Origin of the sequence: Streptomyces sp. NPDC097595, assembly GCF_044761525.1 — a bacterium.
Taxonomy (GTDB): Bacteria; Actinomycetota; Actinomycetes; order Streptomycetales; family Streptomycetaceae; genus Streptomyces; species Streptomyces drozdowiczii_A.
On sequence record NZ_JBIWCN010000002.1, the window covers coordinates 437,076 to 463,968 of the forward strand.

Consider the following 26,893-nt stretch of genomic DNA (forward strand, 5'->3'; position numbering starts at 1 on the left):
GGGGGAGAGGGTTACGCCCCCCACAGCCGGGCCAGGGCCTCCGGCGCTTCCTCCACCGTGTCGACCAGGGCGATGCAGGCCTCCATCTTCCGGCCCGACGCCAGGGTTTGCAGGAGGGGCCAGGCGGGGAGCTCGCGGGTCCAGTGGTCGTGGTCCACCAGCACCATGGGGACGGGTTCGCCGCGTGACTCGTAGTAGTTCGGGGTGACGCTGTCGAAGATTTCCTGGACGGTCCCGGCCGCGCCGGGGAGGAAGATCACGCCCGCGTCCGACCGGGCCAGCAGGCCGTCCTCGCGCAGCGCGTTGGTGAAGTACTTGGCGATGTGCCCGGCGAACGGGTTCGGCGGCTCGTGGCCGTAGAACCAGGTGGGGATCGCCACGGACGGACCGCCGTCCGGCCAGCGCTCCCGTACCGCGAAGGCCGCCCGCGCCCAGTCGGTGACCGAGGGCGTGAAGGACGGCACCGCGCCCAGCATCGCGCACGCCTCGTCCAGCATCGCGTCGTCGTGCGGCGCCGCGTACGCCCCCAGGTTGGCCGCCTCCATCGCGCCCGGGCCGCCCCCGGTCGCCACGGTGAGGCCGCTGCGGGCCAGGGTCCTGCCGAGCCGGGCCGCCGCCGCGTAACCGGCGCTGCCCCGGGCCAGTGCGTGGCCGCCCATCACACCGGCCACCCGGGCCCCGGCGAGCGCCTCCTCCAGCGCGTCCGAGATCGCGTCGTCGTGGAGCGCCCGGAGCATCGAGGCGAAGGCGTCGCCGTCCGACCGGGTCCGCCGGAACCAGTCGTACGCCAGGGCGTCCGGCGTGGCCGCGTAACCCTCCCGCGCGAGTCCGTCGTAGAGCGCGTCGGGGGAGTAGAGCAGGCCCCGGTACGGGTCGAAGGGCAGGCCGGGGACGGGCGGGAAGACGAAGGCTCCGCCGGCCCGGACCTTCTCCTCGGGGCCGGGCTCCATCGGGCAGCCGAGGAACACGGCCCCGGCGGTGTCCGTGGCCAGCAGCTCCGCGCTCCGCTCCGTCAGGTCCACCGACTGCACACGGCATCCGGCCAGCGAGCCGGCGGCCACCGCCGCGTCGAACTCGGCCAGCGACTCGATCTCGTTGTCGTGGGTGCTCTTGTGCTCGTCCGCGTTCCCCATGAGGGGTCATGCTACGAAACGCTCATCCGACAAGTGCGCGCGCCCGGAAACACGGAACCGGCCGGGCAGGGAGCCCGGCCGGTCCGTCGGTCGCGTCGAGCCGCGCTCAGGGGGTCAGCGGCAGCGCGGCCAGTTCGGCGATCGCCCAGGTGAGCGGGGCGAAGAGGACCAGCAGCGCGACCGCGCGCAACGCGGTCGCCGCCCGCAGCGCCGAGGCCGGGGCCCCGAGCCGCAGCAGCGCCCTGGCCGTCTCGGCGCGGGACTGCCGGGCCTCCAGGGCCGAGGTCAGCAGCGTCGCCGTGGTGCAGCCGACGACGAGCACCGCGCCCAGGGCCGTGAGCGGGCCGAACGGGCGGGGCCCGGTCCCGTACAGCGCGAAGGCGGCGATGACCGCCGACAGGACCGCGCAGACGATGCCCAGCGGGCGGCCGATCCGGCGCGCCTCGTCCATCAGGACCCGGCCGGCCAGCAGGCGTACGGCACCGGGCCGGACCGTCTGGAGCAGCTTGCCGCACAGGTAGGTCAGGCCGGGGCCCGCCGTGGCCAGGCCGATCGCCGTCAGCGTCCAGCCGACCAGCACCCAGGCCGGGGTGGAGTCCAGCTTGCCGGGCAGCGGGAAGGGGCTGCCGGGCGTGCCCCGGCTCGCGTACGCCTCGACGGCGAGCCCGGCGGCGGTCAGGGCGACACCCCAGGGCAGCCCGGCCGGCGGCGCGGCAGGGGCGGGGATCTCATCGGCGGGCACCGGCTCGCCCCCGTCGTCCGTCTCGCGCGCCGCCCGCACGGGCCGGCCGCGCAGCGCCAGCGCACTGGCCGTCGCGGCCGCCACCGGCACCAGGGCCAGCAGGACCAGCACGGCGGCGATGGGCAGCGACGCGTCCGCGCCGAGCAGATCGGCGGCGGCACCGTCGAACGGCAGCCCGGACAGGTCACCGCGCAGATGCAGGAAGAACAGCAGCGCCACCGCGGAGCCGAGGGTGCACGAGACGGCGGTGGAGACCGCGGCGAGCACGCTGAGCTTCACCGGCCCGAGGCCCACGGCGGACAGCCCGGTACGCGGCCGGGTGCTCGGATCCGTACGGGCCACCGCGACCGCGAACTGCACGGTGGCGGCCAGCGGGACGAAGCACCACAGCAGCCGCAGCACCGCACCCGCCGAGTGGGGGTGCGCGGCGGTGTAGCCGAGGGTGCACAGGAGAAGGAAGCCGACCCCGGCGGAGGCGGCCGCGACCAGCAGCCGCCGCATCAGGACCAGCGGATGGGAACCGCGGGCTAGACGGAGAGCGAGCACGCCGCGCGCCCCTCCGGATCGGCTTCGGCGGGCAGGCCGACCGTGGAGACGCGGCGCCCGTCGAGCAGGGGCACCACGCGGTCGGCGAGCCCGGCGATCTCGGCGTCGTGCGTGGCGAGCACCACCGTGATCCCGTGCGAGCGGGCGGCACTGGTCAGGGTCCGCAGGACATGCGTGCGGTCCGTGCGGTGCAGCGTCGCGGTCGGCTCGTCGGCGAAGATCACCGAGGGCCCGGCGGCCAGCGCGCGGGCCACCGCGATCCGCTGCCGCTGGCTCTGCTGGAGCGTGTGCGGGCGCTTCTTGGCGCACGTGCCGATGTCCAGGCGCTCCAGCCACTCCATGGCGGCCTTCCTGGCCTCCCGGTGCGAGGCGCCGCGCAGCAGGAGCGGCAGGGCGGTGTTCTCCCAGGTGTTCAGCTCCGGGACGAGCTGGGGCTCGGGGGCGATCCAGCCGAACTTGTCGCGACGCAGCCGCTCGCGCAGCCTCGGCCCCATCGTGTGCACGGGCACGCTGTTGAACCAGACCTCGCCCTGCTCGGGCACCAGCTGGCCGGAGAGGCAGTGCAGCAGCGTCGTCTTGCCGCTGCCGCGCGGACCGGTCACCGCGAGGATCTCGCCGTCGCGGATGCCCAGGGAGACCCCGCCGAGCGCGGGTGAGCCGTTGTGGGAGTGCTGCAGGGAACGTGCCCAGATCACATCGTTGTCCGGCGGGGCCACCATGGCGTACACCTCGGTTCAGATCAGATATCCCGTCCCCCGTACGGGGGAACGAAGAGGGGGCCGATCGGTCACTCGGCACCGTAAGGATTCGGATCGCGGTGAGCGGACAGCACGCGGCCCGGGTCCGCCTCTTCCCACTCGATCGGCCGCATCCGGAGCGCATCCGGGCCGCTCCGGGGTCCGGGGGATGCCTTGCCCGGCACAGCACACCGGCGCCCGACTACGCTGGTCGTCTCACCCATTGGACATATACGAGGAGGGGTGGCCGTGACCGCCGAGGTACGCCGTCTGCGCAACTACATCAACGGGGAGTTCCGGGACGCCGCCGACGGGCGGACGATCGACGTGGTCAACCCGGTGACCGAGGAGGTCTACGCGACCTCGCCGCTCTCCGGCCCCGCCGACGTCGACGCCGCGATGGCCGCCGCCGCGGCCGCGTTCCCCGCCTGGCGCGACGCCACACCGGCCGAGCGCCAACGCGCCCTGCTCAAGATCGCGGACGCGTTCGAGGACCGGGCCGAAGACCTCATCGCCGCCGAGTCCGAGAACACCGGCAAGCCGATCGGGCTGACCCGCACCGAAGAGATCCCGCCGATGGTGGACCAGATCCGCTTCTTCGCGGGGGCCGCCCGGCTCCTGGAGGGGCGCTCGGCCGGTGAGTACATGGAGGGGCTGACCTCCATCGTGCGGCGCGAACCGGTCGGCGTCTGCGCGCAGGTCGCGCCGTGGAACTACCCGATGATGATGGCCGTCTGGAAGTTCGCCCCGGCGCTCGCCGCGGGCAACACCGTGGTCATCAAGCCGTCCGACACGACGCCCGCCTCGACCGTGTTGATCGCCGAGATCATCGGGCAGATCCTGCCCAAGGGCGTCTTCAACGTCATCTGCGGCGACCGGGACACCGGCCGCGCCATGGTCGAGCACCGGACGCCGGCGATGGCCTCGATCACCGGCTCCGTGCGGGCCGGCATGCAGGTCGCCGAGTCGGCCGCCAAGGACGTCAAGCGGGTCCACCTGGAGCTCGGCGGCAAGGCACCCGTCGTCGTCTTCGAGGACACCGACCTCGCCAAGGCCGTCGAGGACATCTCGGTCGCGGGCTACTTCAACGCCGGCCAGGACTGCACGGCCGCCACCCGCGTGCTCGTCCACGAGTCCATCCACGACGAGTTCGTCACCGCGCTCGCCAAGGCCGCCGCCGACACCAAGACCGGCCGGCCGGACGACGAGGACGTGCTCTACGGCCCGCTCAACAACGCCGACCAGCTGGCCCAGGTCAGCGGCTTCATCGAGCGCCTCCCCGCCCACGCCCGGGTCGAAGCGGGCGGCCACCGGGTCGGTGACAAGGGCTACTTCTACGCCCCGACCGTCGTCTCCGGGCTCAAGCAGGACGACGAGATCATCCAGCACGAGGTCTTCGGCCCGGTCATCACCGTCCAGTCGTTCCGCGACGAGGCGCAGGCCGTGGAGTGGGCGAACGGCGTCGAGTACGCCCTGGCCTCCTCGGTGTGGACCAAGGACCACGCGCGCGCCATGCGGATGTCGAAGAACCTCGACTTCGGCTGCGTCTGGATCAACACCCACATCCCGCTGGTCGCCGAGATGCCGCACGGCGGTTTCAAGAAGTCCGGTTACGGCAAGGACCTCTCGGCCTACGGCTTCGAGGACTACACGCGCATCAAGCACGTGATGACGTCCATCGAGGGCTGAGCGACATCTCCGGGGCCCCGTGCGCACGGGGCCCCGGAGCTTCCCGCCCCATAGCGAGGGCGGCGTAAAGAGCCAGTAAATGCGGGCGTACGCTGCGGACATGAGCGAGCAACGCGCCTTGCGAAGGCGTATACGCGTGTGGTTGGTCGTCTTCATCGTCTGTCTGGTGCTGAGCGGGCTGACCGCCTTCCCGCTCGTCCACGAACTGCGGTGGACCGAGGATCTGCTGACGTCCTCGGCCTCTCCCGTCCCCGAACACTTCCCGGCGCTGCTGGAGTGGATCACCCGCGTCCGCACCGGCCTCGACGAGGCCGACGCCCGGTATCCCTTCGTGCTGTACGGCACCGACTGGCTGGCCTTCGCCCACCTGGTCATCGCGGTCGCCTTCTACGGGCCCTTCCGCGACCCGGTCCGCAACATCTGGGTGATCGAGTTCGGCATGATCGCCTGCGCCGGGATCATCCCGCTCGCGCTGATCTGCGGCCCGATCCGCGACATCCCGTTCTGGTGGTCGATCATCGACATGTCGTTCGGCGTCTTCGGGGTGATCCCGCTGCTGATCGTGCACCGCAAGATCAAGCGCCTGGAGGCGATGGAGCGGGCACCGGAGCGCGAACCGGTGGCCGCCTGACTCAGTCGGCCGACGGCGCCCCGAAGACCGTCGAGACCACGCCCATGACCAGGGCGTTCTCCCCCTCGGCCTTCGCGTCCGTGGAGTTGATGCTGTAGACGAGCGTGCGGGAGAGATCGCGCGTGGCGCCGATTCCCGAGTTGTAGCCCCAGCGGCCGCCGGTCTTGCCCCAGACCTGGCGGCCGCCCAGCGTCCAGGTGGACAGACCGGCGCTGAACGCGGGCGCCCTCCCGGTCACGAAGTCGCGCACCGAGGGGTCCGGCAGCGTGAACATCTCCTCCAGCAGCGGCCCGCGCACCACCCGGCCCCGGAACAGCGCGGTCAGGAAGCGCTCCAGGTCGGCGGTGGTGGAGATGATGTCCCCCGCCGCCCAGCCGTCGGTCGCGCTCCACACGCTGACGTCCCGCAGAGCGGTGGTGCCGTCCGCCTGCTTCATGCGCTGGTACCCGTGGTTGTGCGGGCCGTGGATACGGGGATCGGAGCCGGGGAACGACGTGTCGCGCAGACCCAGCGGGGCCAGGATGCGCCGGGACACCTCCCCCTCGTAGGAGTGCCCGGTGACCTTCTCGATCAGCAGCCCCGCCACCGTGGAGTTGATGTTGACGTAGTGCTGCCGCGTCCCCGCCGGGAACTCGCGCTCCTTGGCCGTGGCGACCGAGGGGAAGACGATCGCCAGGGTCAGCGCCCCGCAGAGCCGGCGGGCCGGTGCCGGGGCGTAGGCCGCGACGCTGTAGAGGGCGACCAGACCGGTGTACGGAAGGGTCTGCCCCGGCCCGTCGGTGGCGAGCCCGTAGAGGCTCTGCGCCGCCATCACCGCCAGCAGCACCCGCACCGGAGCCCGGCGCCGCCACAGCAGCGGAAGCACGGTCAGGGTGGTCAGCAGATACGCGGACAGCGTCGCGGGTTCGAGGCGGGGGTCGCGGGGCAGCACCCAGGGCACCGACACCGCCGCCTGGACCAGCAGGACCACGCCGATGTCGGTCACCCGGGGACCCGGACCGCCCGTCTCCCGCACCCGGCGCCAGACCGTGCGCGGCCCTGTCACGGTCTGCGCCCGGCCCCGTGCCGGTCGATCAGCCTGCGGAGCACGTCGATCCGGTTGGTGGTGACGGAGTCCACGCCATGGCCGATCAGCCGGCGCATCGTCCGGCCGGTGTCGGCGGTCCAGGCGGAGACCAGCAGCCCGTCGCGGTGGTTGCGGTCCGTCAGCTCCCGGCTGACCAGACCGAACCGGTAGTTCAGCCAGCGCGGCCGGACCGCGTCGAGCAGCGCCGCACGCGGCGGAGCGAGCGTCGTCCAGGTCATCGCGATCTCGGCGGACGGGTCGGCCGCGCGCACCCGCAGCATCGCGTCGGGCCCGGCGCAGTAGTAGACCCGCTCCCCGGCCCCGCACTCCCGCACCACGCCCACCGTGCGCTTCACCGAATCCGGCGTGGAGCCCGGCAGGTCGATCATCACGCGGTGCGCGCCGACCGCGAGCAGCGCCTCGCGCAGCGTCGGCACCCCGCCCGCCGTCAGCTCGGTCAGCTCCTGGTGGCTGAGCCGGTCCAGCCGCAGGTCATGGCCCCAGAGCCGGTCCAGCGTGGCATCGTGCAGCAGCACCGGCACCCCGTCGCGGGTGACCCGGACGTCGATCTCCACCGCGTCCGCCCCGCGTTCGAGCGCGGAGCGGATCGAGGAGAGGGTGTTCTCGCGGGCGCGGTACGGATCGCCCCGGTGGGCGACGGCGGTGACAGGCTTCGACATGGGGCCATTGTCACCGCCGGTACGTCAGCGTCCGGCGCGAGTCAGCCAGTTGGCGGTGTACGTGTCGATCTCGTCGGTCAGCGTGCGCTTGCCGGCCGGGTCGAGGAAGGACGCCTCGACGGCGTTCTTCGCGAGCGCGGCCACACCGTTCTCGTCCAGACCGAGGATGCGGGCGGCCACCGCGTACTCGTTGTTGAGGTCGGTGCCGAACATGGGCGGGTCGTCGCTGTTGATCGTGACCAGCACCCCGGCCTGGACCATCTCGCGCACCGGGTGCTGCTCGATGTCCTTCACCGCCCGGGTCGCGATGTTGGACGTGGGGCAGACCTCCAGGGCGATGCGCCGCTCGGCGAGGTGGTCGAGCAGCTTGGGGTCGGCGACCGAGCTGGTGCCGTGGCCGATGCGCTCGGCGCGCAGCTCGTTCAGCGCGTCCCAGACGGTCTGCGGGCCCGTGGTCTCCCCGGCGTGCGGCACCGAGTGCAGGCCCTCGGCGATCGCGCGGTCGAAGTAGGGCTTGAACTGCGGGCGGTCCACGCCGATCTCCGGGCCGCCGAGCCCGAACGACACCAGCCCCTCGGGCCGAAGGTCCACCGCGAGCCGGGTGGTCTCCTCGGCGGCCTCAAGACCGGCCTCACCGGGGATGTCGAAGCACCAGCGCAGCACGACGCCCAGCTCCCGCTCGGCCGCCTTGCGGGCGTCCTCGATCGCCTCCATGAACCCCTGCTCGGGAATGCCGCGCCGGGTCGAGGAGAACGGGGTGACCGTCAGCTCCGCGTACCTGATGTTCTGCCGGGCCATGTCACGGGCGACCTCGTACGTCAGCAGCCGGACGTCCTCCGGAGTGCGGATCAGGTCCACGACGGACAGGTAGACGTCGATGAAGTGGGCGAAGTCGGTGAAGGTGAAATAGTCCGCCAGCGCCTCGGGGGCGGTGGGGACCTTGGAGTCGGGGTGGTGCGCGGCCAGCTCGGCGACGATGCGGGGGGAGGCCGAACCGACGTGGTGGACATGGAGCTCGGCCTTGGGCAGCCCCGCGATGAAGGGGTGCAGGTCGGTCATCGGGGCCTCCGTGGGCGTGGAGTGTGACGGGCTCCGGTCAGGGGTGACCGGGGCGGGGGACGGGAGTCATCGTAGGACGGGCCCGTAGCATGACCGCATCACGATGGGGGAGGCCCATGTCGGACAACACAGATCAGCCTGCGGACGGGGCCGCACCGGTCGACCCCTGGGCACCGCCGGAGCGGCGCACGCCCCGCGAGACCCCGGCGCCGGGCGGCCCCGGGCCCTCGGACAGCCCGGCGCCCCCGGTCGGCCGCGTGCCCCTGGACAAGAAGCCCGGCGCCGGGAACCCCGGCCCCGAGGTCCCCGGCGCCCCGCGCACCCCGTCCGACGCCATACCCGGCAACGGCATATCCGGCGACCCGCGACCGCCCGCCGTACACGACCAGCTGACGGTCACCTCCATGCCGGGCATCGGAACGGGACCGGTGCCGCCGCCGGCCGGATTCGGCTCGCCGCAGACCGGGCCCGCCGGATGGGCCGCCCCCGGAACCCCCGGGTCCGTGCCCCCGCCGCCCGTCGGGCCGAACGGCCCGGGCCAGGCCGGACCGCCGCAGGACGGCTTCCCGGGCACGCCGCCGCAGGACGGCTTCCCCGGCGCCCAGCCCCCGTACGGCTATCCCGGCCCGCAGACCCCCGGTTACGGCTTCCCCGGCGCCCAGCCCCCGCAGTTCGGCTACCCCGCCGGGCAGGCGCCGCAGTACGGCTACCCGGGCTACCCCGGTTACGGGAACCCGTGGGGCGGACCGGCGCCCGCCAACGGGCTGGGTATCGCCTCGCTGGTGCTCGGCATCATCGCGACGGCCGGCTTCTGCATGTACGGCCTGGGCATCGTCCTCGGCATCCTCGCGCTGATCTTCGGCATCATCGGCCGCGGCCGCGCTCAGCGGGGCGAGGCCGACAACGGGGGCGTGGCGCTGGCCGGGATCATCCTCGGCTCCATCGGGATCGTCGTCAGCGCGGCCTTCCTCGGCTTCTTCATCTGGCTCGTGACCAACGACGACTTCGACGACGAGGACAGCGGGTCAGACTACGAGCCCGCGCCCGTCTCCCTCGTCGCCGAGGCGCGCGAGCTCCCGCCGCTGGGCCACTTCTCCGTACGGGCCTGAGCACACGAGGACGACGGCTCGCGGGACGCCGGGGAACACCACCACCGCCGCCCCGCGAGCCGCCTCATATCGACTCGGCCGCGCCCCGCAGCTCCTCCCGGGCCGCCATCAGCGCGAACCCCAGCAGATTGAGCCCCCGCCACTCCGCCGGGTCCTGGGCGCGCGGGTCGTCCGCCGCGAGCCCGATGCCCCAGATCCGGTCCAGGGGGCTCGCCTCCACCAGCACCCGGTCACCGGTGCGCAGCAGGAACGCGCCCAGCTCCGGGTCCTGGCCGAACTTGTGGACGCTGCCCGCCACCACCAGGCCGTACCGCTCACGCTGCCAGACGGCGTCGTCGAAGCCCCGCACCAGTCGGCCGACCTTCTTCGCCTCGGCCGGGCTCTTCGCCGCCACCGCCCGCTCCGCCGCCTCCGCGTCGCCGAACAGCCGGGCCTTGGCGGCCATCATCCAGTGCTCCGCCGACGCGTACGTCACGCCGTCGACCGTGAACGGCGAGGGCCACCACTGACTGAGGCAGCTCGCGCCGATGGAGCCGTCGGGGCGCGGCCGGTGCCCCCAGAAGTGCAGGTACTTCACCTTCTCGCCGCGGCCGGTCAGCTCGACCAGGTCCTCGACACTGCGCACGTCCCCCATGTGTTCCATGCTCCGGAGTCTGCCACCCGCCACTGACAACGGGTCCACGTGACCCAGATCACTACCAATGAGTAGCCGAACCCGCGTCATGAACCGGCCCCTGCCCGCTCTCTCCCGTGAACGCGCCCGCCGCCCGGCCGGCGCGACACGGACTACGGAGGCGGGCCATGAAGGGCTCGGAGGTCAGGGCAGCGGTCGAGTGGCTGGCGTCGGCGGCGCCCGACCCGGCCGCCTGCCGGTGGGACTGGGAGCGCGATCCGCGGGGGATCGCGCTCCTGCCCGCCGGCCGGCGCTGGGACGTACTGATCCTGCCGGGGGAGCTGGGCTACCCCACGCTCGACGTGCTCACCCGGCTCATCGACCGGCCGGGGCCGGTCCTCGCGGACTTCGGCGAGTCCCGGATGGGGTTCTTCGTACCGCCGGGCACCGTCACCCGCTGGGTCGGCACGGGCATCCGGGGGGCCGGGCGCGGCACCTGGATCGTCGTCCCGCACCCGGGCCGCCCGGCCGGAAAGGTGCGCTGGCTCGTCCCGCCCGACGGCTCGGGCACCCTCACCGACGCCACGCTCCTGGAGCTCGCGATGCACGAGGCCGCGGCGGGCCCCGCAGACGGCGAGGGGGTCTGACATTGCCAGAGGTCTTGACAACCCGATTGGTCTGGACCATGTTGTGCGCGCCGCATCAATTCCCCGCGCCGCACCAATTCCCCCCTGTACGGAGGCCGTTGTGGAACGCACAAGACCCCCCGCCCGCATGACCGGACTGGTGGCCGCCTTCTCGGCCGCCCTCCTCGCCGCCGGTGGTCTCGCCGCCTCGGCCCCCACCGCCGCCGCGGCCGACGCCGAACTGGCGAGCAACGGCACCTTCGAGGCCGGGCTGTCCGGCTGGAACTGCTCCGGCGGCAGCGGAGCGGCCGTCAGCACCCCCGTACACGGCGGGACTTCGGCGCTGAAGGCCACCCCGGCCGGCAGCGACAACGCGCAGTGCTCCCAGTCCGTGAAGGTCAAGCCCGGGTCGACGTACACGCTGAGTGCCTGGGTGCAGGGCAGTTACGTCTACCTCGGCGCCTCGGGCACCGGCACGACGGACGTCTCCACCTGGACGCAGTCCGCGCCCGGCTGGCAGAAGCTCACGACCACCTTCACGACCGGGCCGTCCACCACCTCGGTCGGCATCTACACGCACGGCTGGTACGGCACCCCGGCCTACTACGCCGACGACATCAGCCTGACCGGCCCGGGCGGCGACCCGGTCGTGCTGCCCTCCGCTCCCACGGGTCTCAAGGCGGGCACGGTCACCTCCTCCTCGGTCGCCCTGTCCTGGACGGGCTCCTCCGGGGCCACCGGCTACAACGTCTACCGGGGCGGCACCAAGGTCCAGAGCGTCACCGGGACCTCGGCCACCGTGACCGGACTCAGTGCCTCCACCGCGTACAGCTTCCAGGTCAGCGCCGTCAACGAAGCGGGCGAGTCCGCCAAGTCGGCCGCGGTCTCGGCGACCACGAGCAAGGGAAGCGAAGGCGGTACCGGTACCCAGCTGCCCGCCCACGCGCTCGTCGGCTATCTGCACGCCAGCTTCGCCAACGGCTCCGGCTACACGCGCATGGCGGACGTGCCCGACTCCTGGGACGTCATCGACCTGGCCTTCGGCGAGCCGACCTCCGTCACCTCGGGCGACATCCGCTTCAAGCTCTGCCCGGTCACCGAGTGCCCGAACGTCGAGTCGGAGGCCGATTTCAAGGCGGCCATCAAGGCCAAGCAGGCCGCCGGCAAGAAGGTGCTGATCTCCATCGGCGGCCAGAACGGCCAGGTGCAGCTCGCGACCACCGCCGCCCGGGACACGTTCGTCTCCTCGGTGAGCAAGATCATCGACGAGTACGGGCTCGACGGCCTGGACATCGACTTCGAGGGCCACTCGCTCTCGCTGAACACCGGGGACACCGACTTCCGGAACCCCACCACCCCGGTGATCGTGAACCTGATCTCGGCGGTGAAGACCCTCAAGGCCAAGTACGGCGAGAAGTTCGTCCTCACCATGGCCCCGGAGACCTTCTTCGTCCAGCTCGGGTACCAGTACTACGGCTCCGGCCCCTGGGGCGGCCAGGACCCGCGCGCCGGTGCCTATCTGCCGGTGATCCACGCGCTGCGCGACGACCTCACGCTGCTGCACGTCCAGGACTACAACTCGGGCTCCATCATGGGTCTGGACAACCAGTACCACTCCATGGGCGGCGCCGACTTCCACATCGCGATGACCGACATGCTGATGGCCGGCTTCCCCGTCGCCGGTGACCAGACGAAGGTCTTCCCCGGGCTGCGGCCCGACCAGATCGCGATCGGCCTGCCGGCCTCCACCCAGGCGGGCAACGGACACACCTCGCCCGCCGAGGTCACCAAGGCGCTCAACTGCCTCACCAAGAAGACCGACTGCGGCTCCTACGCCACCCACGGCACCTGGTCGGGCCTGCGCGGCCTGATGACCTGGTCCGTCAACTGGGACCGCTTCAACAACTGGGAGTTCTCGAAGAACTTCGACGCCTACTTCGGCTGAGCACCCCGTACAACAGCAGGAGCAGCAGCCCGCACAGGAACCAGCTGCCCAGCACATCCAGCGGCCAGTGATAGCCGCGGAGCACCAGACCGATGCCCGTCACCGCCGTCAGCAGGACGGCGGTGACGGGCATCATCCATGGGTGCCGCCCCCGTCCGGCGAGCAGCAGCGCCGAAGCCCCGTACGCCACCGCCGCCGTCGCCGCGTGCCCCGACGGGTAGTAGCCGGTGGCGTCCGTGAGCGGCCCGGGCCGTGCGATCCAGTCCTTCAGCGGTACGACGAGCAGGGGCACCGCCGCCATCGCGAGGGCCGTGGCCAGCGCCTCCCACCGCCGTCCGCGCAGCAGCGACCAGCCGATCGCGCACGCCAGCACCGGAAGGGCGACCTGCGTATTGCCGAGATCGGCGAGGAATTCGGTGAGCCACCGGGGGCCGTGGCCGACGAGCATCCGTCCGGCGCGCTCGTCGAGGCCGCGCAGCGGGCCGTCGGCGGCGATCTGCCAGGTGGTCAGCGCGAAGAGGGCCGACAGGCCCGACACCAGGGAAATGAAAAAAGCCGTCCGCCCCGGAACTGGGGGGGTTGTTCCGGAGCGGACGAGTGGACCGGTTTGCCGCGCGCCCCGGGGGGTGTGGGGCGGGCGGCCATCCGATCGGTGAGGAGTTCCGGAGCGTGATGCCCCAGTGGTGTGCGCGAAGGCACGCCCGGGACGGTGCCGAGGAAGCTCCGACCCGGATTCACCCGCAGTCCCCTGCGGGCGGGGTGTTTCTCTCATCTGCGGAAACCGTACGTCAGGGGAGGGGGGACCGATAGCGGGTACGGTATCCCGCCATCGGCCCCCCACCTTTTCTTCACAGGCCCGCACGCGATCCGGGGCTCAGATGCCCGCGAAGGCGCCCTCCAGGACGTCCAGACCCTCGCTCAGCAGGTCCTCGCCGATCACCAGCGGCGGCAGGAAGCGCAGCACGTTGCCGTAGGTGCCGCAGGTCAGGACGAGAACACCCTCGGCGTGGCACGCCTTCGCGAGCCGGGCGGCCGCCTCCGGGTGCGGGTCCTTCGTGCCCGGCTTCACCAGCTCGATCGCGATCATCGCGCCGCGGCCCCGGACGTCACCGATCAGCCCGCCGTTCGGCAGCTTCGCGCGCATCGCTTCGAGCCGGCCCTTCATGACCTCCTCGATGCGCTTCGCCTTCTTGTTCAGGTCCAGCTCGCGCATCGTCTCGATCGCCCCGAGGGCGCCCGCGCAGGCGACCGGGTTGCCGCCGTACGTACCGCCGAGGCCGCCCGCGTGCGCCGCGTCCATGATCTCGGCGCGGCCGGTCACGGCCGACAGCGGGAGGCCGCCCGCGATGCCCTTGGCCGTGGTGATCAGGTCGGGGACGATGCCCTCGTCCTCGCAGGCGAACCACTGGCCGGTCCGGCAGAAGCCGGACTGGATCTCGTCCGCGACGAAGACGATGCCGTTGTCCTTGGCGAACTGCGCGATGGCCGGCAGGAAGCCCTTGGCCGGCTCGATGAAGCCGCCCTCGCCGAGCACCGGTTCGATGATGATCGCGGCGACGTTCTCCGCGCCGATCTGCTTGGTGATCTGGTCGATGGCCTGGGCGGACGCCTCCGCGCCGGCGTTCTCCGCACCGGTCGGCCAGCGGTAGCCGTACGCCACCGGCACCCGGTACACCTCCGGCGCGAACGGGCCGAAGCCGTGCTTGTACGGCATGTTCTTGGCGGTCAGCGCCATCGTGAGGTTCGTCCGGCCGTGGTAGCCGTGGTCGAACACGACGACCGCGGTGCGCTTGGTGTACGCGCGAGCGATCTTCACCGCGTTCTCGACGGCCTCGGCGCCCGAGTTGAACAGCGCGGACTTCTTCGCGTGGTCGCCCGGGGTCAGCTCCGCGAGCCGCTCGCAGACCTCCACGTACCCCTCGTACGGCGTGACCATGAAACAGGTGTGGGTGAAGTCCGCGAGCTGCGCGGAGGCCCGGCGCACGACGGCCTCGGCGGAGGCGCCGACCGAGGTCACGGCGATGCCGGAGCCGAAGTCGATCAGCCGGTTGCCGTCCACGTCCTCGATGATCCCGCCGCCCGCCCGCGCGGTGAACACCGGCAGCGTGGAGCCGACGCCCGCGGCGACCGCCGCGAGCCGGCGCTCTTGCAGCTCGACCGACTTCGGACCGGGGACGGCGGTGACGAGTCGGCGCTCCTGCGGGATTTCGGACATGCGGGGCTCCTGGGGGGTGTTTCGGACGCTTCTTCGTTGTGCAGGCTAGGCGCGGGACCCCGGGCGGGGCATGCTCCGATCGGTAGTGGTCGCGTACGTGTCGTTGTCCGCGAAGGACAGAAGGCGGCGCGGGGGTACGGGGCGCGATTCCGGCGGTCACTATCCGGGCGCGTTGCTGAACTCACCGTGTGCGCGCACTAGATTGACCGGTGCAGTAACGGACCTGGCTGGTCAAGGGGGCAACGGTTCATGGAGAACGACGGTACGCACGGCGCGTGGGGCACGCGGGGCGCGCAGCCGCCGGGCGCGGGGGCCGGAGGCTCCGTACCGCGACCGGCCGGCCCGCCGCCCGCGCACCCGCCCACCGTCCCGCCCCCCACCCGGCCCCCCGCCGTGCCTGCACCCCCCGCGCACACCCCGGCCCCGGGCAGCGCCGCGCCCACCGCCGACTGGTTCAACGCCCCGCGCCCCCAGGCCGGACCCGGCGTCTGGCGGTACGGATTCACGCCCCGGCCCGCCGAGCGCCCGCCGCGCCCCTCCCTGGTGGGCCCGGCCGCGACGCTGATCCTCTGGCTGCTGCTGTGGCTGCTGCTCTCGGCGCGTGCCGTCCCCTATGTGTTCAAGCCGATCGAGATCATCACCGGGCCCAAGTGGTGGGTCCTGGGCGGTCTGCGGGACGACGCGCCGGGCCTGGTGGTCGACTCGACCACCCTCTACTACGAGGTCCTGGTCCTCATTCTGGGCTTCTACGCCGCCCGGCTCGGCGGCTGGGCCCACGTCCTCCGGTACTTCGCCGGCGAGCGGTACGAACGCGTCAGGCTGACCCTGTCGGTGGCCGCCGCGGTGGTGCTGCTGTGGCTGGCCTGGACCCCGAAGGTGCCGCTGCTGCTCGTGCTCATGGGATCGGCGCAGGACTGGCTGCTCAGCGGTGACCGGCTGAAGGCCACCGTGGCCGCCTACACCTGCTACGCGCTGACCACCGCGATCGTGGTGTGGCCCATCGCCCGGGCCGCACACTGGGGAGACGCACTCCGCGACCTCCGGGCCGGACGCGCGCCCGCCCGCCCCCGGGTCGAGGACGGCACGGCCCCCGCCCCGGCGGACGGCCCCCTGCGCGCCCAGTGGCCCGAACTGCGTGCCGCCGGCGCCGCCGACGCAGCCGAGGCGCTGACCGCCGCCGTGTACGCGGGCCGGATGAACGACGTGGACTGCGTACGGGTGGGCCACGCCTGGACCGGGGCGCGCGGCCGCCCCGACCGCCTGGCCTCCTTCACCGAGACCGTGTTCCGCAAGGGTGCCGAGGCCTTCCTGCACCCCTCCGGCCTCCGGGACGTGCCCCGGCGCACCGCCACCCACGACCCGCTCACCGGCCAGGTCCGCATCGGGGAGTGCGCCGACGACCCGCGCAACCCCTACCCCCGCCGGGGCTCCGGCATGGCGCTGGACCCCGCGTCGCTCGGCACCTCCCTGCTGGTCGTCGGCCCGCCGGGCTCCGGCAAGACCGAACGGGTCGTCCGGCCCGTCGTGGAGGCCCTCGCGCTGCGGGCGCTCACCGGACAGGCCGCGGTGCTCGCCGTCGGCGCGGCGGGCGGCGGGCTCGGCCCGGACGACGCCTACGACGTCGTCATCCGCATCGGCGACCCCGCGTCCCTGCACGACTTCGACCTGTATGGCGGCACCACCGACCCGGACGAGGCCGCGGCGGCCCTCGCCGAGGGGCTGGCCGGGGACATCCCCGCCCTGGAGACCCGGCGCGCCGCGACTGCCCTCGGACAGCTGCTCGGCCCGTTCCGCACGGTCCACGGCCGCTTCCCCTCCGTACCCGAACTCCGCGAACTCCTCGAAGGCTCCGCCGCCGCGCTCGACGCGCTGCGCGAGGCCCTGGCGGCCGGCGGACACCAGGCGATGCTGCGCGAGCTGGAGGCCAGGGCCCGCCAGGCGGGCGGCGGCGCCGACCCGGCCGCCGTCCTGGCCGACCGGATCGCCGCGCTCGACCGGCCCGCCTTCGCGGGATTCTTCGCCACCGGCGAGGACGCCCGGCCGTTCTCGCTTCGCTCCCTGGGCCGGCACCCGCTCCGGGTCCGCGTCGACCTGCCGGAGCGCGCGCACGCCGAGGCGTCCCGCATCCTGGCCCGCCTGGTGCTCGCCCAGTTCAACGCCGTCACCGCGGCCCGCACCGACCGCTCGCTGTTCGTCTGCCTCGTCCTGGACGACGCCACCCACACCGTCACCGCCGACACCGTCCGGGGCATCCGCCGCCTCCGGTCCGTCAACGCCGGGGCGGTCCTCGCCCTGCGCACCCTGGACGACGTGCCGGAGGGGCTGCACACGGCGCTGCTCGGGGCGTTCGGCTGCACCATGGCCTTCCCCGGCCTCACCACCTGGGACGGCAAGCGCTTCGCGGAGGCGTGGGGGAAGGAGTGGGTGGAGGTCCGCGAGGTCGCCCAGCACGGCGTCTTCGCCGACCAGCCGCTCACCCGCGCCCTGCACTCCCTGCGCAAGATGGCCACCGGCAAGGCCGTCACCACGGACGCGGTGACCGTCCGCCAGGTCGAACGGGAACGCTGGTCCGCCTCCGCACTCGCCTACGAGCTGCCGCACGGCCACGCGGTGCTCTCCCTGACCACCGTGGACGGCGCGCACATGCCCCCGCTGCTCGTGCGGCTGGCCGGCTGAGGCGGGGGAGGCGGCAGAGGCGCGCGGGACGCGAGTGGCAGCGGTGACAGAGACTCTGCCACCCTGGCAGAATCGAAGTGAGCCGTTCATACGGGACGGCGAAATCGCCCCCTGCCGAAGGCCCTCACCCCCATGCCGCCCACGCTCGCCTCGCTCGTCCAGCACTCGGCGCTCAAACTCACGGTGCGCGCGGGGGCGGACCGCCTCGGCACACCGGTGCGCTGGGCGCACGCCAGCGAGCTGACCGACCCCGTCCCCTATATGGAGGGCGGCGAACTGCTGCTGGTCACCGCGACCAACCTGGACGCGGAGAACCCGGAGGCGATGGGCCGTTACGTGCGCCGGCTCGCCGATGCCGGGGTCGCCGGGCTCGGCTTCGCCGTCGGCGTCAACTACGACGAGGTGCCCCGGCCCCTGATCGGCGCCGCCGAGGAAGCCGGGCTGCCGCTGCTCGAAGTGCCCCGCCGCACCCCGTTCATCGCCATCGCCAAGGCCGTCTCCTCGCAGATCGCGGCCGACCAGTACCGCGCGGTCACCGCCGGCTTCGAGGCGCAGCGGGAGCTCACCAGCGCGGCGCTCGCCGGGGACGGCCCCGCCGCCCTCCTCACCCGCCTCGCCGCCCACGTCAACGGCTGGGCCGCCCTCTACGACACCGCGGGGGCCGTCGTGGCCGCCGCCCCCGACTGGGCGGCCCGCCGCGCCGCCCGGCTCACCCCCGAGGTGGAGCGGCTGCGCGCCCGCCCCGCCCCGGCCAGCATGGTCGTCGGCGACACCGACGACCGCGTCGAGCTCCAGTCCCTGGGCACCGGCCGCCGGGTCCGCGGCGCCCTCGCCGTCGGCACCGGGGCGGCCCTCGGCACCGCCGAGCGGTACGCCGTGCACTCGGCGGTCGCCCTGCTCACCCTGACCACCGCCCGCTCCCGCGCCCTCCAGGGCGCCGAGCAGCGCCTCGGTGCGGCGGTGCTGCGGATGCTCCTCGCCGGCCAGCCCGACCACGCCCGCGCGGTCGCCGGGGACCTCTACGGCGGACTGCTCGACGCCCCCTTCCGGCTGCTCATCGCCGAGGGCCAGGACCCCTCGGCCACGGCGCTCCTGGCCGACGCGCTGGACACCGCCGCGGACCGGTCCGGGGAGACCCTGCTGATGGTGCCCGAGGGCGAACGCCTCCTGGTGCTGGCCGCCGACGGCGGCGCGGCGGTGACCGCCTGCCAGGCGTACGCCGAGGCGCAGGACGCGCTGACCCCGCGCGAGCCGGCCGCCGCCCGGGAGAGCGATGTCGTGGTGGGCATGTCCGCACCGGCGGGCCCGGTCGCGGTGTCCGCCGCGTACAAGCAGGCCGAGCAGGCCCTCTCGGTGGCCCGCCGCCGGGGCCGGGCCCTGGTCGAGCACGCCGAGCTGGCCACCGGGTCCGTGCTGCCGCTGCTCGCCGACGACGCGGTGCGGGCCTTCGCGGACGGGATGCTCCGCGCGCTGTACGAGCACGACGCCAAGGGCCGGGGCGATCTGGTCGCGTCGGTGCGCGCCTGGCTCTCGCACCACGGGCAGTGGGACGCGGCCGCCGCCGACCTGGGGGTCCACCGGCACACCCTGCGGTACCGGATGCGGCGGGTGGAGGAGATCCTCGGGCGCTCGCTGGACGACCCGGACGTCCGGATGGAGATCTGGCTCGCCCTGAAGGTCACCGCATCCCCTGGCCAATAAGGCGCACCAGGGCCGCTGTCCGCTCCACCCAGGACAAACGCCAGGCGGTCGTCCCGGCCCTACCGTGGGGGCGGACACACCCCACGCCATCGAAGGGCCGGAACCCCATGACCTCCACCCACGCCTTCTGGCTGGCCGGCCGCCAGGCCACCGGCGAGGAAAGCTTCGACGTCACCAACTCCTGGGACGGGCGCCTCGTCGGGACGGTCTCCGTTCCGACCGAGGCCCAGGTCGAGGAGGCCGTCGCCGCCGCGCACGCCGTGCGCGAGGAGTTCGCCGCGACCCCGGCCCACGTCCGCGCCGCCGCGCTCGACCACGTGGCCCGCCGGCTGGCCGAGCGCACCGAGGAGATCGCCCAGCTGATCTCCGCCGAGAACGGCAAGCCCGTCAAGTGGGCGCGCGGCGAGGTCGGGCGGGCCGTGTCCGTCTTCCGCTTCGCCTCCGAGGAGGCCCGCCGGTTCAACAGCGGCGAGGCCCAGCGCCTGGACACCGACGCCGGCGGCACCGGCCGCCTCGGCCTCACCCGGCGCTTCCCGCGCGGCACCGTCCTCGGCATCGCGCCCTTCAACTTCCCGCTGAACCTCAGCGCCCACAAGGTCGCCCCGGCCATCGCCGTCGGCGTCCCGATCATCCTCAAGCCGGCCCCGGCGACCCCGGTCTCCTCGCTGGTCCTGGGCGAACTGCTGGCCGAGACGGACCTCCCGGCCGGCTCCTGGTCCGTCCTCACGGTCCCCAACGACCGGATGCCCGCCCTGGTCCAGGACGAGCGGCTGCCCGTGATCTCCTTCACCGGGTCCGCCCCCGTCGGCTACGCGATCATGGACTCGGTGCCCCGTAAGCACTGCACGCTGGAGCTCGGCGGCAACGGCGCCGCCGTCGTGCTCGGCGACTACGCCTCCGACGAGGACCTGGACTGGGCCGCGACCCGCATCGCGACCTTCTCCAACTACCAGGGCGGCCAGTCCTGCATCTCCGTCCAGCGCGTCATCGCCGACGCGGCGGTGTACGACCGGCTGCTGCCCAGGATCGTCGCCGCCGTGGAGGCCCAGGTCACCGGCGACCCTTCCGACCCCACCACCGACGTCGGCCCGCTCGTGGACGAGGCCGCCGCCCGGCGCGTCGAGTCCTGGGTCGACGAGGCCGTCGCGGCGGGCGCCCAGCTCCTCGCGGGCGGCAAGCGCGACGGGTCCACCTACGCCCCGACCGTCCTCGCCGGGCTGCCCGGCGGCGTCACCCTCGCCACCGAGGAGGTCTTCGGGCCGGTCCTGTCCGTGCAGAAGGTGACCGGCGAGGCCGAGGCGTTCGCCGCCGTCAACGCCTCGCAGTACGGGCTCCAGGCGGGCGTGTTCACCCATGACATCCAGGCCGCCTTCCGCGCCCACCGCGCGCTGGAGGTCGGCGGTGTGATCATCGGCGACGTCCCCTCGTACCGCGCCGACCAGATGCCGTACGGCGGAGCCAAGCAGTCCGGCGTGGGCCGCGAGGGCGTCCGCTACGCGATGGACGACTACACCTACGAGCGCGTCCTCGTCCTCACGGGCCTCGCGCTCTGACGCCCACGCGGGCGCATGCCGCACCCGGCGGCGGGCAGTGGAGTGGTGGCCGACCCGATCGGCGCCCCGGGGCTGGTCGGGTCGCCGGTAATCGGGTACATACGGACGAGTAGAACCGGACAGGTACGCACGGCGGACGGACCCCGTCCCGACCGTGCGCCTGCCGGGTCCACCCACCCGACGACGCGGCGAGGTGAGCCCTCATGTCCGCTCCATCCGCACAACAGCCCACGCCCAAGGTGACCGAACGCGAAGCGCGCCAGGTCGCCGAGGACGCCCGGGAACAGGACTGGCGCAAACCCAGCTTCGCCAAGGAACTCTTCCTCGGCCGCTTCCGCCTGGACCTGATCCACCCGCACCCGCAGCCCGCCGGCGAGGACGTCCGGCGCGGCGAGGAATTCCTCGCCCGGCTCCGGGAGTTCTGCGAGACCCGGGTCGACAGCGCTCTCATCGAACGCGAGGCGAAGATCCCCGACGAGGTCGTCAACGGCCTCAAGGAACTCGGCGCGCTCGGTATGAAGATCGACGTCAAGTACGGCGGCCTCGGCCTGACCCAGGTCTATTACAACCGGGCCCTCGCCCTGGCCGGCTCCGCGAGCCCCGCGATCGGCGCCCTGCTCTCCGCCCACCAGTCGATCGGCGTGCCCCAGCCGCTGAAGACCTTCGGCACCCAGGAGCAGAAGGACACCTTCCTGCCCCGCCTCGCCCGTACGGACATCTCCGCGTTCCTCCTCACCGAGCCGGACGTGGGCTCCGACCCGGCGCGGCTCGCCACCACCGCCGTCCGGGACGGGGACGACTACGTCCTCGACGGGGTGAAGCTGTGGACCACCAACGGCGTCGTCGCGGACCTGCTGGTCGTCATGGCACGCGTACCGAAGTCCTCGGAGGGCAAGGGCGGCATCACCGCCTTCGTCGTCGAGGCGGACGCCCCCGGCATCACCGTGGAGCACCGCAACGCCTTCATGGGCCTGCGCGGCATCGAGAACGGCGTCACCCGCTTCCACCAGGTGCGCGTGCCCGCCGCGAACCGCATCGGACCCGAGGGCGCCGGGCTCAAGATCGCGCTCACCACGCTCAACACCGGCCGGCTCTCGCTGCCCGCGATGTGCGTCGGCTCCGGCAAGTGGTGCCTGAAGATCGCCCGCGAGTGGTCCGCCGTCCGCGAGCAGTGGGGCAGGCCGGTCGCCCGGCACGAGGCCGTCGGCTCCAAGATCGCCTTCATCGCCGCGACCACCTTCGCCCTGGAGGCCGTGGTCGACCTGGCCTCGCAGATGGCCGACGAGGACCGCAACGACATCCGCATCGAGGCGGCGCTCGCCAAGCTGTACGGCTCCGAGATGGGCTGCCTGATCGCCGACGAACTCGTCCAGATCCGCGGCGGACGCGGCTTCGAGACCGCCGCCTCCCTCGCCGCCCGGGGCGAACGGGCCGTGCCCGCCGAGCAGATGCTCCGCGACATGCGGATCAACCGGATCTTCGAGGGCTCCACGGAGATCATGCACCTGCTGATCGCCCGCGAGGCCGTCGACGCCCACCTCAAGGTCGCCGGCGACATCATCGACCCCGACAAACCGCTCTCCGCCAAGGCGAAGGCGGGCGCCAACGCGGCCGGCTTCTACGCCAAGTGGCTGCCCAAGCTCGTCGCCGGCCCCGGCCAGCTCCCCACCACCTACGCCGAGTTCAACCCGGCCGGCCACCCGGACCTGGCCACGCATCTGCGGTACGTCGAACGCGCCTCGCGCAAGCTGGCCCGCTCCACGTTCTACGCGATGTCCCGCTGGCAGGGCCGGATGGAGACCAAACAGGGCTTCCTCGGCCGGATCGTGGACATCGGCGCCGAACTCTTCGCGATGAGCGCCGCCTGCGTCCGCGCCGAGCACCTGCGCGCCACGGACGAGCACGGCCGCGAGGCGTACCAGCTCGCCGACGCCTTCTGCCGCCAGGCCCGCATCCGCGTCGAGGAGCTGTTCACCCGGCTCTGGTCCAACACCGACGACCTCGACCGGCGCGTCACCGAGGGCGTCCTGTCCGGCACGTACGGCTGGCTGGAGGAGGGCGTGGTCGACCCGAGCGGCGAGGGCCCCTGGATCGCCGACGCCACCCCAGGACCCTCCACCGAGGAGAACGTCCACCGCCCGATCCGCTGAACCGTCAGGCACCGCGGGGCGCGTCCAGTCGCTGGACGCGCCCCGTCGCACGCCCCGGTTCACGGCAGGATGGACGCCCGTGACCGTCATCCATGTCCCCGGCTCCAAGTCCGTCACCGCGCGCGCCCTCTTCCTGGCCGCCGCCGCGAACGGCCGCAGCACGCTCGTACGCCCGCTGCGCTCCGACGACACCGAGGGCTTCGCGGCCGGTCTGACCGCGCTCGGCTACGAGGTCGAGCAGGAGGCGGACGCCTGGCACATCACCGGCCGCCCCGCCGGGCCCGCCGCCACCGAGGCCGACGTCTACTGCCGTGACGGGGCCACCACCGCCCGCTTCCTGCCCACCCTCGCGGCGGCCGGCGCCCGCGGCAGCTACCGCTTCGACGCCTCAGCGCAGATGCGCCGCCGCCCCCTCGCCCCGCTCACCGAGGCCCTGCGCACCCTCGGCGTCGACCTGCGCCACGAGGAGGCCGAGGGCCACCACCCGCTGCGCATCGAGGCCGCCGGCATCAAGGGCGGCGAACTCACCCTGGACGCCGGGCAGTCCAGCCAGTACCTCACCGCCCTGCTGATGCTCGGCCCGCTCACGGAGACCGGGCTGCGGATCACCGTCACCGACCTCGTCTCCGCGCCCTACATCGAGATCACCCTCGCGATGATGCGCTCCTTCGGCGCCCGGGTCACCCGCAGCGGCCCCGACGGCACCGTCTTCACCGTGGAGCCCGGCGGCTACCGCGCCACCACCTACGCCGTCGAACCCGACGCCTCCACCGCGAGCTACTTCTTCGCCGCCGCCGCCCTCACCGGCCGAGGGATCACCGTCCCCGGACTCGCCGAGGGCGCCCTCCAGGGGGACCTGCGGTTCACCGACGTCCTGCGCCGCATGGGCGCCGACGTCACCATGAAGGACGGCGCCACCACGGTCCGCTCGACCGGCACCCTGAGCGGCCTCACCGTCAACATGCGCGACATCTCCGACACCATGCCCACGCTCGCCGCGATCGCCCCCTTCGCCTCGGGGCCCGTACGCATCGAGGACGTCGGCAACACCCGCGTGAAGGAGTGCGACCGGCTGGAGGCGTGCGCGGACAATCTGCGGCGCATGGGCATCACGGTCACCACGGGCCCCGACTGGATCGAGATCCAGCCGGGCGCGCCCAGGCCCGTCGAGATCGAGACGCACGGCGACCACCGCATCGTCATGTCGTTCGCCGTCGCGGGCCTGCGCACCCCCGGCATCACGTACGACGACCCGGGCTGCGTACGCAAGACGTTCCCCGGCTTCCACGAGGCGTTCGCCGCCGCCACCCGCTGACGGGGGAGCGCGGGGACGGGGGACACGGACGGGTCAACCCGGGACACCCTGTCCCCGCGCACAGGGGGAGCGGCCACAATGGGGCGCATGACCGACAGCCCTGCCCCTCTCGCAGACCCGCACCTCGTCTTCGACGCCGTGGAAGGACGCCGGGATCTCGTCATCCTCGGCTCCACCGGGTCCATCGGCACCCAGGCCATCGACCTGGTGCTGCGCAACCCCGACCTCTTCCGCGTCACCGCGCTGTCCGCGGCCGGCGGCCGGGTCGCCCTCCTCGCCGAGCAGGCCCGCCTGCTGAAGGTGCGCACCGTCGGAGTCGCCTCGCCCGAGGCCGTACCCGCCCTGCGCGAGGCGCTGCGCCAGGAGTACGGGGCAGGCGAGCCGCTCCCCGAGATCCTCGCCGGACCCGACGCGGCGACGGAGCTGGCCGCGAGCGACTGCCACACCGTGCTCAACGGGATCACCGGCTCCATCGGCCTCGCCCCGACCCTGGCCGCCCTGAAGGCGGGCCGCACCCTGGCGCTCGCCAACAAGGAGTCCCTGATCGTCGGCGGCCCCCTGGTGAAGGCGCTGGCCGCCCCGGGGCAGATCATCCCCGTCGACTCGGAGCACGCCGCGCTGTTCCAGGCGCTCGCCGCCGGCACCCGCGCCGATGTGCGCCGGCTCGTCGTCACCGCGTCCGGCGGCCCCTTCCGCGGCCGCACCAGGAGCGAGCTGGACGAGGTCACCCCCGAGCAGGCCCTCGCGCACCCGACCTGGGCCATGGGACCGGTCATCACCGTGAACTCGGCCACCCTGGTCAACAAGGGCCTCGAAGTCATCGAGGCCCACCTGCTCTACGACATCCCCTTCGACCGCATCGAGGTCGTCGTCCACCCCCAGTCGTACGTGCACTCCATGGTCGAGTTCACCGACGGCTCCACGCTCGCCCAGGCCACCCCGCCCGACATGCGCGGCCCGATCGCCATCGGCCTCGGCTGGCCGCTGCGCGTCCCCGACGCGGCGCCCGCCTTCGACTGGGCGAAGGCGTCCACCTGGGAGTTCCTCCCGCTCGACACCGAAGCCTTCCCGTCCGTCGGCCTCGCCCGGCACGTCGGCACGCTCGGCGGCACCGCGCCCGCCGTGTTCAACGCGGCCAACGAGGAGTGCGTCGACGCGTTCCTGTCCGGGAAGCTGCCCTTCAACGGCATCATGGACACGGTCACCGCGGTGGTGGGCGAACACGGCACACCGGAATCGGGAACTTCTCTCACCGTCGCGGACGTACTCGAAGCGGAGACCTGGGCGCGGACCCGGGCCCGGGAACTCTCGGCCAAGGCCATTGCGGAGGCACGCGCATGAGCATGACGACGATCCTGCTGACGATCCTCGGCATCGTGATCTTCGCCTTCGGCCTGCTGTTCTCCATCGCCTGGCACGAGCTCGGCCACCTGTCGACGGCGAAGCTCTTCGGCATCCGCGTCCCCCAGTACATGGTCGGATTCGGCCCGACCATCTGGTCCCGCAAGAAGGGCGACACCGAATACGGCATCAAGGCCATCCCGGCCGGCGGCTACATCCGCATGATCGGGATGTTCCCGCCCGGCGCCGACGGCAAGCTGGAGGCGCGCTCCACCTCGCCCTGGCGGGGCATGATCGAGGACGCCAGATCCGCCGCCTTCGAAGAACTGGAACCGGGCGACGAGAAGCGCCTCTTCTACACGCGCAAGCCGTGGAAGCGCGTGATCGTCATGTTCGCCGGACCCTTCATGAACCTGGTCCTGGCCGTGGTGATCTTCCTCGGTGTCGCCATGTCCTTCGGCTTCCAGACCAACACCACCGAGGTCGCCGGCGTCCAGAAGTGCGTCATCCCGCAGAGCGCCAAGCGTGAGACCTGTGAGAAGTCCGACGCCGTCTCGCCCGCGCAGGCCGCCGGGCTGAAGAAGGGCGACAAGATCGTCGCCTTCGACGGTGAGCGGATGGACTCCTGGGACGCCCTGTCCGACCGCATCCGCGAGACCGTCGGTCCCGCCACCATCACGGTCGAGCGCGACGGGCAGGAGAAGGACCTGCACGCGGTCCTCCTGAAGAACGCCGTCGCCAAGAAGGACTCGCACGGCGAAGCGGTCGCCGGCCAATTCGTCACGGCCGGCTACCTCGGCTTCGCCGCCCAGACGAAGATCCTCCCGCTCTCCTTCGGCGACTCGGTCGTCCGCATGGGCGACATGGTGGAGAACGGCGTCGACTCGATCATCGCCCTGCCCTCCAAGATCCCCGCCCTGTGGGACGCTGCCTTCGGCGACGGCGAACGCGCGGCGGACTCCCCGGTCGGCGTCGTCGGCGCGGCCCGCATCGGCGGCGAGGTGATGACGCTGGACGTCCCGGCGGAGAGCCAGATCGCGATGATGCTGTTCCTGCTGGCCGGCTTCAACCTCTCGCTGTTCCTCTTCAACATGCTCCCGCTGCTCCCGCTCGACGGCGGCCACATCGCGGGGGCCCTGTGGGAGGCCCTGCGCCGGAACACGGCACGAGTCTTCAAGCGCCCCGACCCCGGCCCGTTCGACGTCGCCAAGCTGATGCCCGTCGCCTACGTGGTCGCCGGCGTCTTCATCTGCTTCACCCTGCTCGTCCTCGTCGCCGACGTGGTCAACCCGGTCAAGATCACCTGACCGGGGCGCGTCGGACGCGCCCGGTGCACCGCGAGTGACCGGCGGTGTGCGGGGTGCGT

Annotated in this window: 21 protein-coding genes; 12 read left to right on the top strand and 9 right to left on the bottom strand. The window is 72.9% G+C overall.

The features are described from left to right. Nucleotides 1–11: 11 nt before the first annotated feature. The 3 genes from ACIQZN_RS04625 to ACIQZN_RS04635 form a co-directional block, all read right to left on the bottom strand. A complete protein-coding gene (locus ACIQZN_RS04625; protein WP_403988318.1) occupies nt 12–1,133 on the bottom strand; it encodes an LOG family protein in 1,122 nt (373 codons plus the stop codon). 106 nt (nt 1,134–1,239) lie between these two features. Next, entirely contained in the window at nt 1,240–2,421 is a 1,182-nt protein-coding gene (locus tag ACIQZN_RS04630; RefSeq protein ID WP_403988320.1) for a hypothetical protein, read from the bottom strand. Next, nucleotides 2,403–3,140: an ABC transporter ATP-binding protein gene (locus ACIQZN_RS04635; RefSeq protein WP_403988322.1), complete on the bottom strand. Its 738-nt coding sequence runs from the start codon at nt 3,138–3,140 to the stop codon at nt 2,403–2,405. The genes ACIQZN_RS04630 and ACIQZN_RS04635 overlap by 19 nt, the downstream gene beginning before the upstream one ends. A 267-nt stretch (nt 3,141–3,407) precedes the next feature. On the opposite strand from ACIQZN_RS04635, the gene ACIQZN_RS04640 reads away from it, so the two are divergent. Next, nucleotides 3,408–4,847, top strand: a complete 1,440-nt coding sequence (locus ACIQZN_RS04640) for a gamma-aminobutyraldehyde dehydrogenase (RefSeq protein WP_403988324.1) — start codon at nt 3,408–3,410, stop codon at nt 4,845–4,847. A gap of 100 nt (nt 4,848–4,947) precedes the next feature. Then, complete coding sequence (locus ACIQZN_RS04645) at nt 4,948–5,478, top strand: hypothetical protein (protein ID WP_403988326.1); 531 nt, start codon at nt 4,948–4,950, stop codon at nt 5,476–5,478. A gap of 1 nt (nt 5,479) precedes the next feature. Here ACIQZN_RS04645 and ACIQZN_RS04650 read toward each other — a convergent pair whose 3' ends face one another. Genes ACIQZN_RS04650 through ACIQZN_RS04660 form a run of 3 tightly spaced genes read right to left on the bottom strand, consistent with a single transcriptional unit; the run spans nt 5,480 to nt 8,283 of the window. Then, the gene (locus ACIQZN_RS04650) at nt 5,480–6,463 is read right to left on the bottom strand and encodes a serine hydrolase domain-containing protein (protein ID WP_403988456.1); all 984 of its coding nucleotides are present in this window, start codon (nt 6,461–6,463) and stop codon (nt 5,480–5,482) included. A 56-nt stretch (nt 6,464–6,519) separates the two neighbouring features. Then, on the bottom strand, nt 6,520–7,224 hold the full coding sequence (locus ACIQZN_RS04655; protein WP_403988328.1) for a glycerophosphodiester phosphodiesterase: 705 nt from the start codon (nt 7,222–7,224) through the stop codon (nt 6,520–6,522). 24 nt (nt 7,225–7,248) lie between these two features. Then, nucleotides 7,249–8,283 (bottom strand): adenosine deaminase, encoded by a 1,035-nt coding sequence (locus ACIQZN_RS04660; protein ID WP_403988330.1) that lies wholly within the window; start codon nt 8,281–8,283, stop codon nt 7,249–7,251. Between the two features lie 116 nt (nt 8,284–8,399). Here ACIQZN_RS04660 and ACIQZN_RS04665 point away from each other — a divergent pair, with 116 nt between their 5' ends. Then, the gene (locus ACIQZN_RS04665; protein ID WP_403988332.1) at nt 8,400–9,392 is read left to right on the top strand and encodes a DUF4190 domain-containing protein; all 993 of its coding nucleotides are present in this window, start codon (nt 8,400–8,402) and stop codon (nt 9,390–9,392) included. A gap of 64 nt (nt 9,393–9,456) precedes the next feature. Here ACIQZN_RS04665 and ACIQZN_RS04670 read toward each other — a convergent pair whose 3' ends face one another. Next, nucleotides 9,457–10,026 (bottom strand): NADAR family protein, encoded by a 570-nt coding sequence (locus ACIQZN_RS04670; RefSeq protein ID WP_403988457.1) that lies wholly within the window; start codon nt 10,024–10,026, stop codon nt 9,457–9,459. Nucleotides 10,027–10,193: 167 nt separating this feature from the next. Here ACIQZN_RS04670 and ACIQZN_RS04675 point away from each other — a divergent pair, with 167 nt between their 5' ends. Together ACIQZN_RS04675 and ACIQZN_RS04680 are read left to right on the top strand one after the other, a co-directional pair. After that, nucleotides 10,194–10,652, top strand: coding sequence for a hypothetical protein (locus tag ACIQZN_RS04675; RefSeq protein WP_403988334.1), 459 nt, complete (start codon nt 10,194–10,196; stop codon nt 10,650–10,652). 100 nt (nt 10,653–10,752) lie between these two features. Continuing rightward, nucleotides 10,753–12,576, top strand: coding sequence for a chitinase (locus ACIQZN_RS04680; RefSeq protein ID WP_403988336.1), 1,824 nt, complete (start codon nt 10,753–10,755; stop codon nt 12,574–12,576). Here ACIQZN_RS04680 and ACIQZN_RS04685 read toward each other — a convergent pair. Together ACIQZN_RS04685 and gabT are read right to left on the bottom strand one after the other, a co-directional pair. Next, complete coding sequence (locus ACIQZN_RS04685; protein ID WP_403988338.1) at nt 12,530–13,348, bottom strand: phosphatase PAP2 family protein; 819 nt, start codon at nt 13,346–13,348, stop codon at nt 12,530–12,532. The two genes, ACIQZN_RS04680 and ACIQZN_RS04685, sit on opposite strands and share 47 nt — an antisense overlap. Nucleotides 13,349–13,450: 102 nt before the next feature. Beyond that, nucleotides 13,451–14,791, bottom strand: a complete 1,341-nt coding sequence (gene gabT / locus ACIQZN_RS04690; protein ID WP_403988340.1) for a 4-aminobutyrate--2-oxoglutarate transaminase — start codon at nt 14,789–14,791, stop codon at nt 13,451–13,453. A gap of 249 nt (nt 14,792–15,040) precedes the next feature. On the opposite strand from gabT, the gene ACIQZN_RS04695 reads away from it, so the two are divergent. The 7 genes from ACIQZN_RS04695 to ACIQZN_RS04725 all read left to right on the top strand — a co-directional run bounded on the left by ACIQZN_RS04695 (nt 15,041) and on the right by ACIQZN_RS04725 (nt 26,834). After that, nucleotides 15,041–17,467, top strand: coding sequence for an ATP/GTP-binding protein (locus ACIQZN_RS04695; protein ID WP_403988342.1), 2,427 nt, complete (start codon nt 15,041–15,043; stop codon nt 17,465–17,467). A 132-nt stretch (nt 17,468–17,599) separates the two neighbouring features. After that, entirely contained in the window at nt 17,600–19,168 is a 1,569-nt protein-coding gene (locus ACIQZN_RS04700) for a PucR family transcriptional regulator (RefSeq protein ID WP_403988344.1), read from the top strand. 107 nt (nt 19,169–19,275) lie between these two features. Next, nucleotides 19,276–20,721 carry an aldehyde dehydrogenase family protein gene (locus ACIQZN_RS04705; RefSeq protein WP_403988346.1) on the top strand — a complete coding sequence of 482 codons (1,446 nt, stop codon included), beginning with the start codon at nt 19,276–19,278 and terminating at the stop codon, nt 20,719–20,721. A 203-nt stretch (nt 20,722–20,924) separates the two neighbouring features. Next, nucleotides 20,925–22,871 carry an acyl-CoA dehydrogenase family protein gene (locus ACIQZN_RS04710; RefSeq protein ID WP_403988348.1) on the top strand — a complete coding sequence of 649 codons (1,947 nt, stop codon included), beginning with the start codon at nt 20,925–20,927 and terminating at the stop codon, nt 22,869–22,871. Nucleotides 22,872–22,950: 79 nt separating this feature from the next. Continuing rightward, on the top strand, nt 22,951–24,186 hold the full coding sequence (gene aroA / locus ACIQZN_RS04715) for a 3-phosphoshikimate 1-carboxyvinyltransferase (protein WP_403988350.1): 1,236 nt from the start codon (nt 22,951–22,953) through the stop codon (nt 24,184–24,186). A 78-nt stretch (nt 24,187–24,264) separates the two neighbouring features. Further along, nucleotides 24,265–25,527 (top strand): 1-deoxy-D-xylulose-5-phosphate reductoisomerase, encoded by a 1,263-nt coding sequence (gene dxr, locus ACIQZN_RS04720; protein WP_403988352.1) that lies wholly within the window; start codon nt 24,265–24,267, stop codon nt 25,525–25,527. Further along, nucleotides 25,524–26,834 carry a M50 family metallopeptidase gene (locus ACIQZN_RS04725; RefSeq protein WP_403988354.1) on the top strand — a complete coding sequence of 437 codons (1,311 nt, stop codon included), beginning with the start codon at nt 25,524–25,526 and terminating at the stop codon, nt 26,832–26,834. Before dxr ends, ACIQZN_RS04725 begins: the two co-directional genes overlap by 4 nt. Nucleotides 26,835–26,893: the final 59 nt, after the last annotated feature.

What these genes read in the sequence shown, in the direction of transcription:
- ACIQZN_RS04625 (WP_403988318.1), bottom strand. Translation starts at nt 1,133, where the DNA reads ATGGGGAACGCGGACGAGCACAAGAGCACCCACGACAACGAGATCGAG.
- ACIQZN_RS04635 (WP_403988322.1), bottom strand. Translation starts at nt 3,140, where the DNA reads ATGGTGGCCCCGCCGGACAACGATGTGATCTGGGCACGTTCCCTGCAG.
- ACIQZN_RS04645 (WP_403988326.1), top strand. Translation starts at nt 4,948, where the DNA reads ATGAGCGAGCAACGCGCCTTGCGAAGGCGTATACGCGTGTGGTTGGTC.
- ACIQZN_RS04655 (WP_403988328.1), bottom strand. Translation starts at nt 7,224, where the DNA reads ATGTCGAAGCCTGTCACCGCCGTCGCCCACCGGGGCGATCCGTACCGC.
- ACIQZN_RS04660 (WP_403988330.1), bottom strand. Translation starts at nt 8,283, where the DNA reads ATGACCGACCTGCACCCCTTCATCGCGGGGCTGCCCAAGGCCGAGCTC.
- ACIQZN_RS04665 (WP_403988332.1), top strand. Translation starts at nt 8,400, where the DNA reads ATGTCGGACAACACAGATCAGCCTGCGGACGGGGCCGCACCGGTCGAC.
- ACIQZN_RS04670 (WP_403988457.1), bottom strand. Translation starts at nt 10,026, where the DNA reads ATGGGGGACGTGCGCAGTGTCGAGGACCTGGTCGAGCTGACCGGCCGC.
- ACIQZN_RS04675 (WP_403988334.1), top strand. Translation starts at nt 10,194, where the DNA reads ATGAAGGGCTCGGAGGTCAGGGCAGCGGTCGAGTGGCTGGCGTCGGCG.
- ACIQZN_RS04685 (WP_403988338.1), bottom strand. Translation starts at nt 13,348, where the DNA reads ATGAGAGAAACACCCCGCCCGCAGGGGACTGCGGGTGAATCCGGGTCG.
- gabT (WP_403988340.1), bottom strand. Translation starts at nt 14,791, where the DNA reads ATGTCCGAAATCCCGCAGGAGCGCCGACTCGTCACCGCCGTCCCCGGT.
- ACIQZN_RS04695 (WP_403988342.1), top strand. Translation starts at nt 15,041, where the DNA reads ATGGAGAACGACGGTACGCACGGCGCGTGGGGCACGCGGGGCGCGCAG.
- ACIQZN_RS04700 (WP_403988344.1), top strand. Translation starts at nt 17,600, where the DNA reads ATGCCGCCCACGCTCGCCTCGCTCGTCCAGCACTCGGCGCTCAAACTC.
- ACIQZN_RS04705 (WP_403988346.1), top strand. Translation starts at nt 19,276, where the DNA reads ATGACCTCCACCCACGCCTTCTGGCTGGCCGGCCGCCAGGCCACCGGC.
- ACIQZN_RS04710 (WP_403988348.1), top strand. Translation starts at nt 20,925, where the DNA reads ATGTCCGCTCCATCCGCACAACAGCCCACGCCCAAGGTGACCGAACGC.
- dxr (WP_403988352.1), top strand. Translation starts at nt 24,265, where the DNA reads ATGGGGCGCATGACCGACAGCCCTGCCCCTCTCGCAGACCCGCACCTC.
- ACIQZN_RS04725 (WP_403988354.1), top strand. Translation starts at nt 25,524, where the DNA reads ATGAGCATGACGACGATCCTGCTGACGATCCTCGGCATCGTGATCTTC.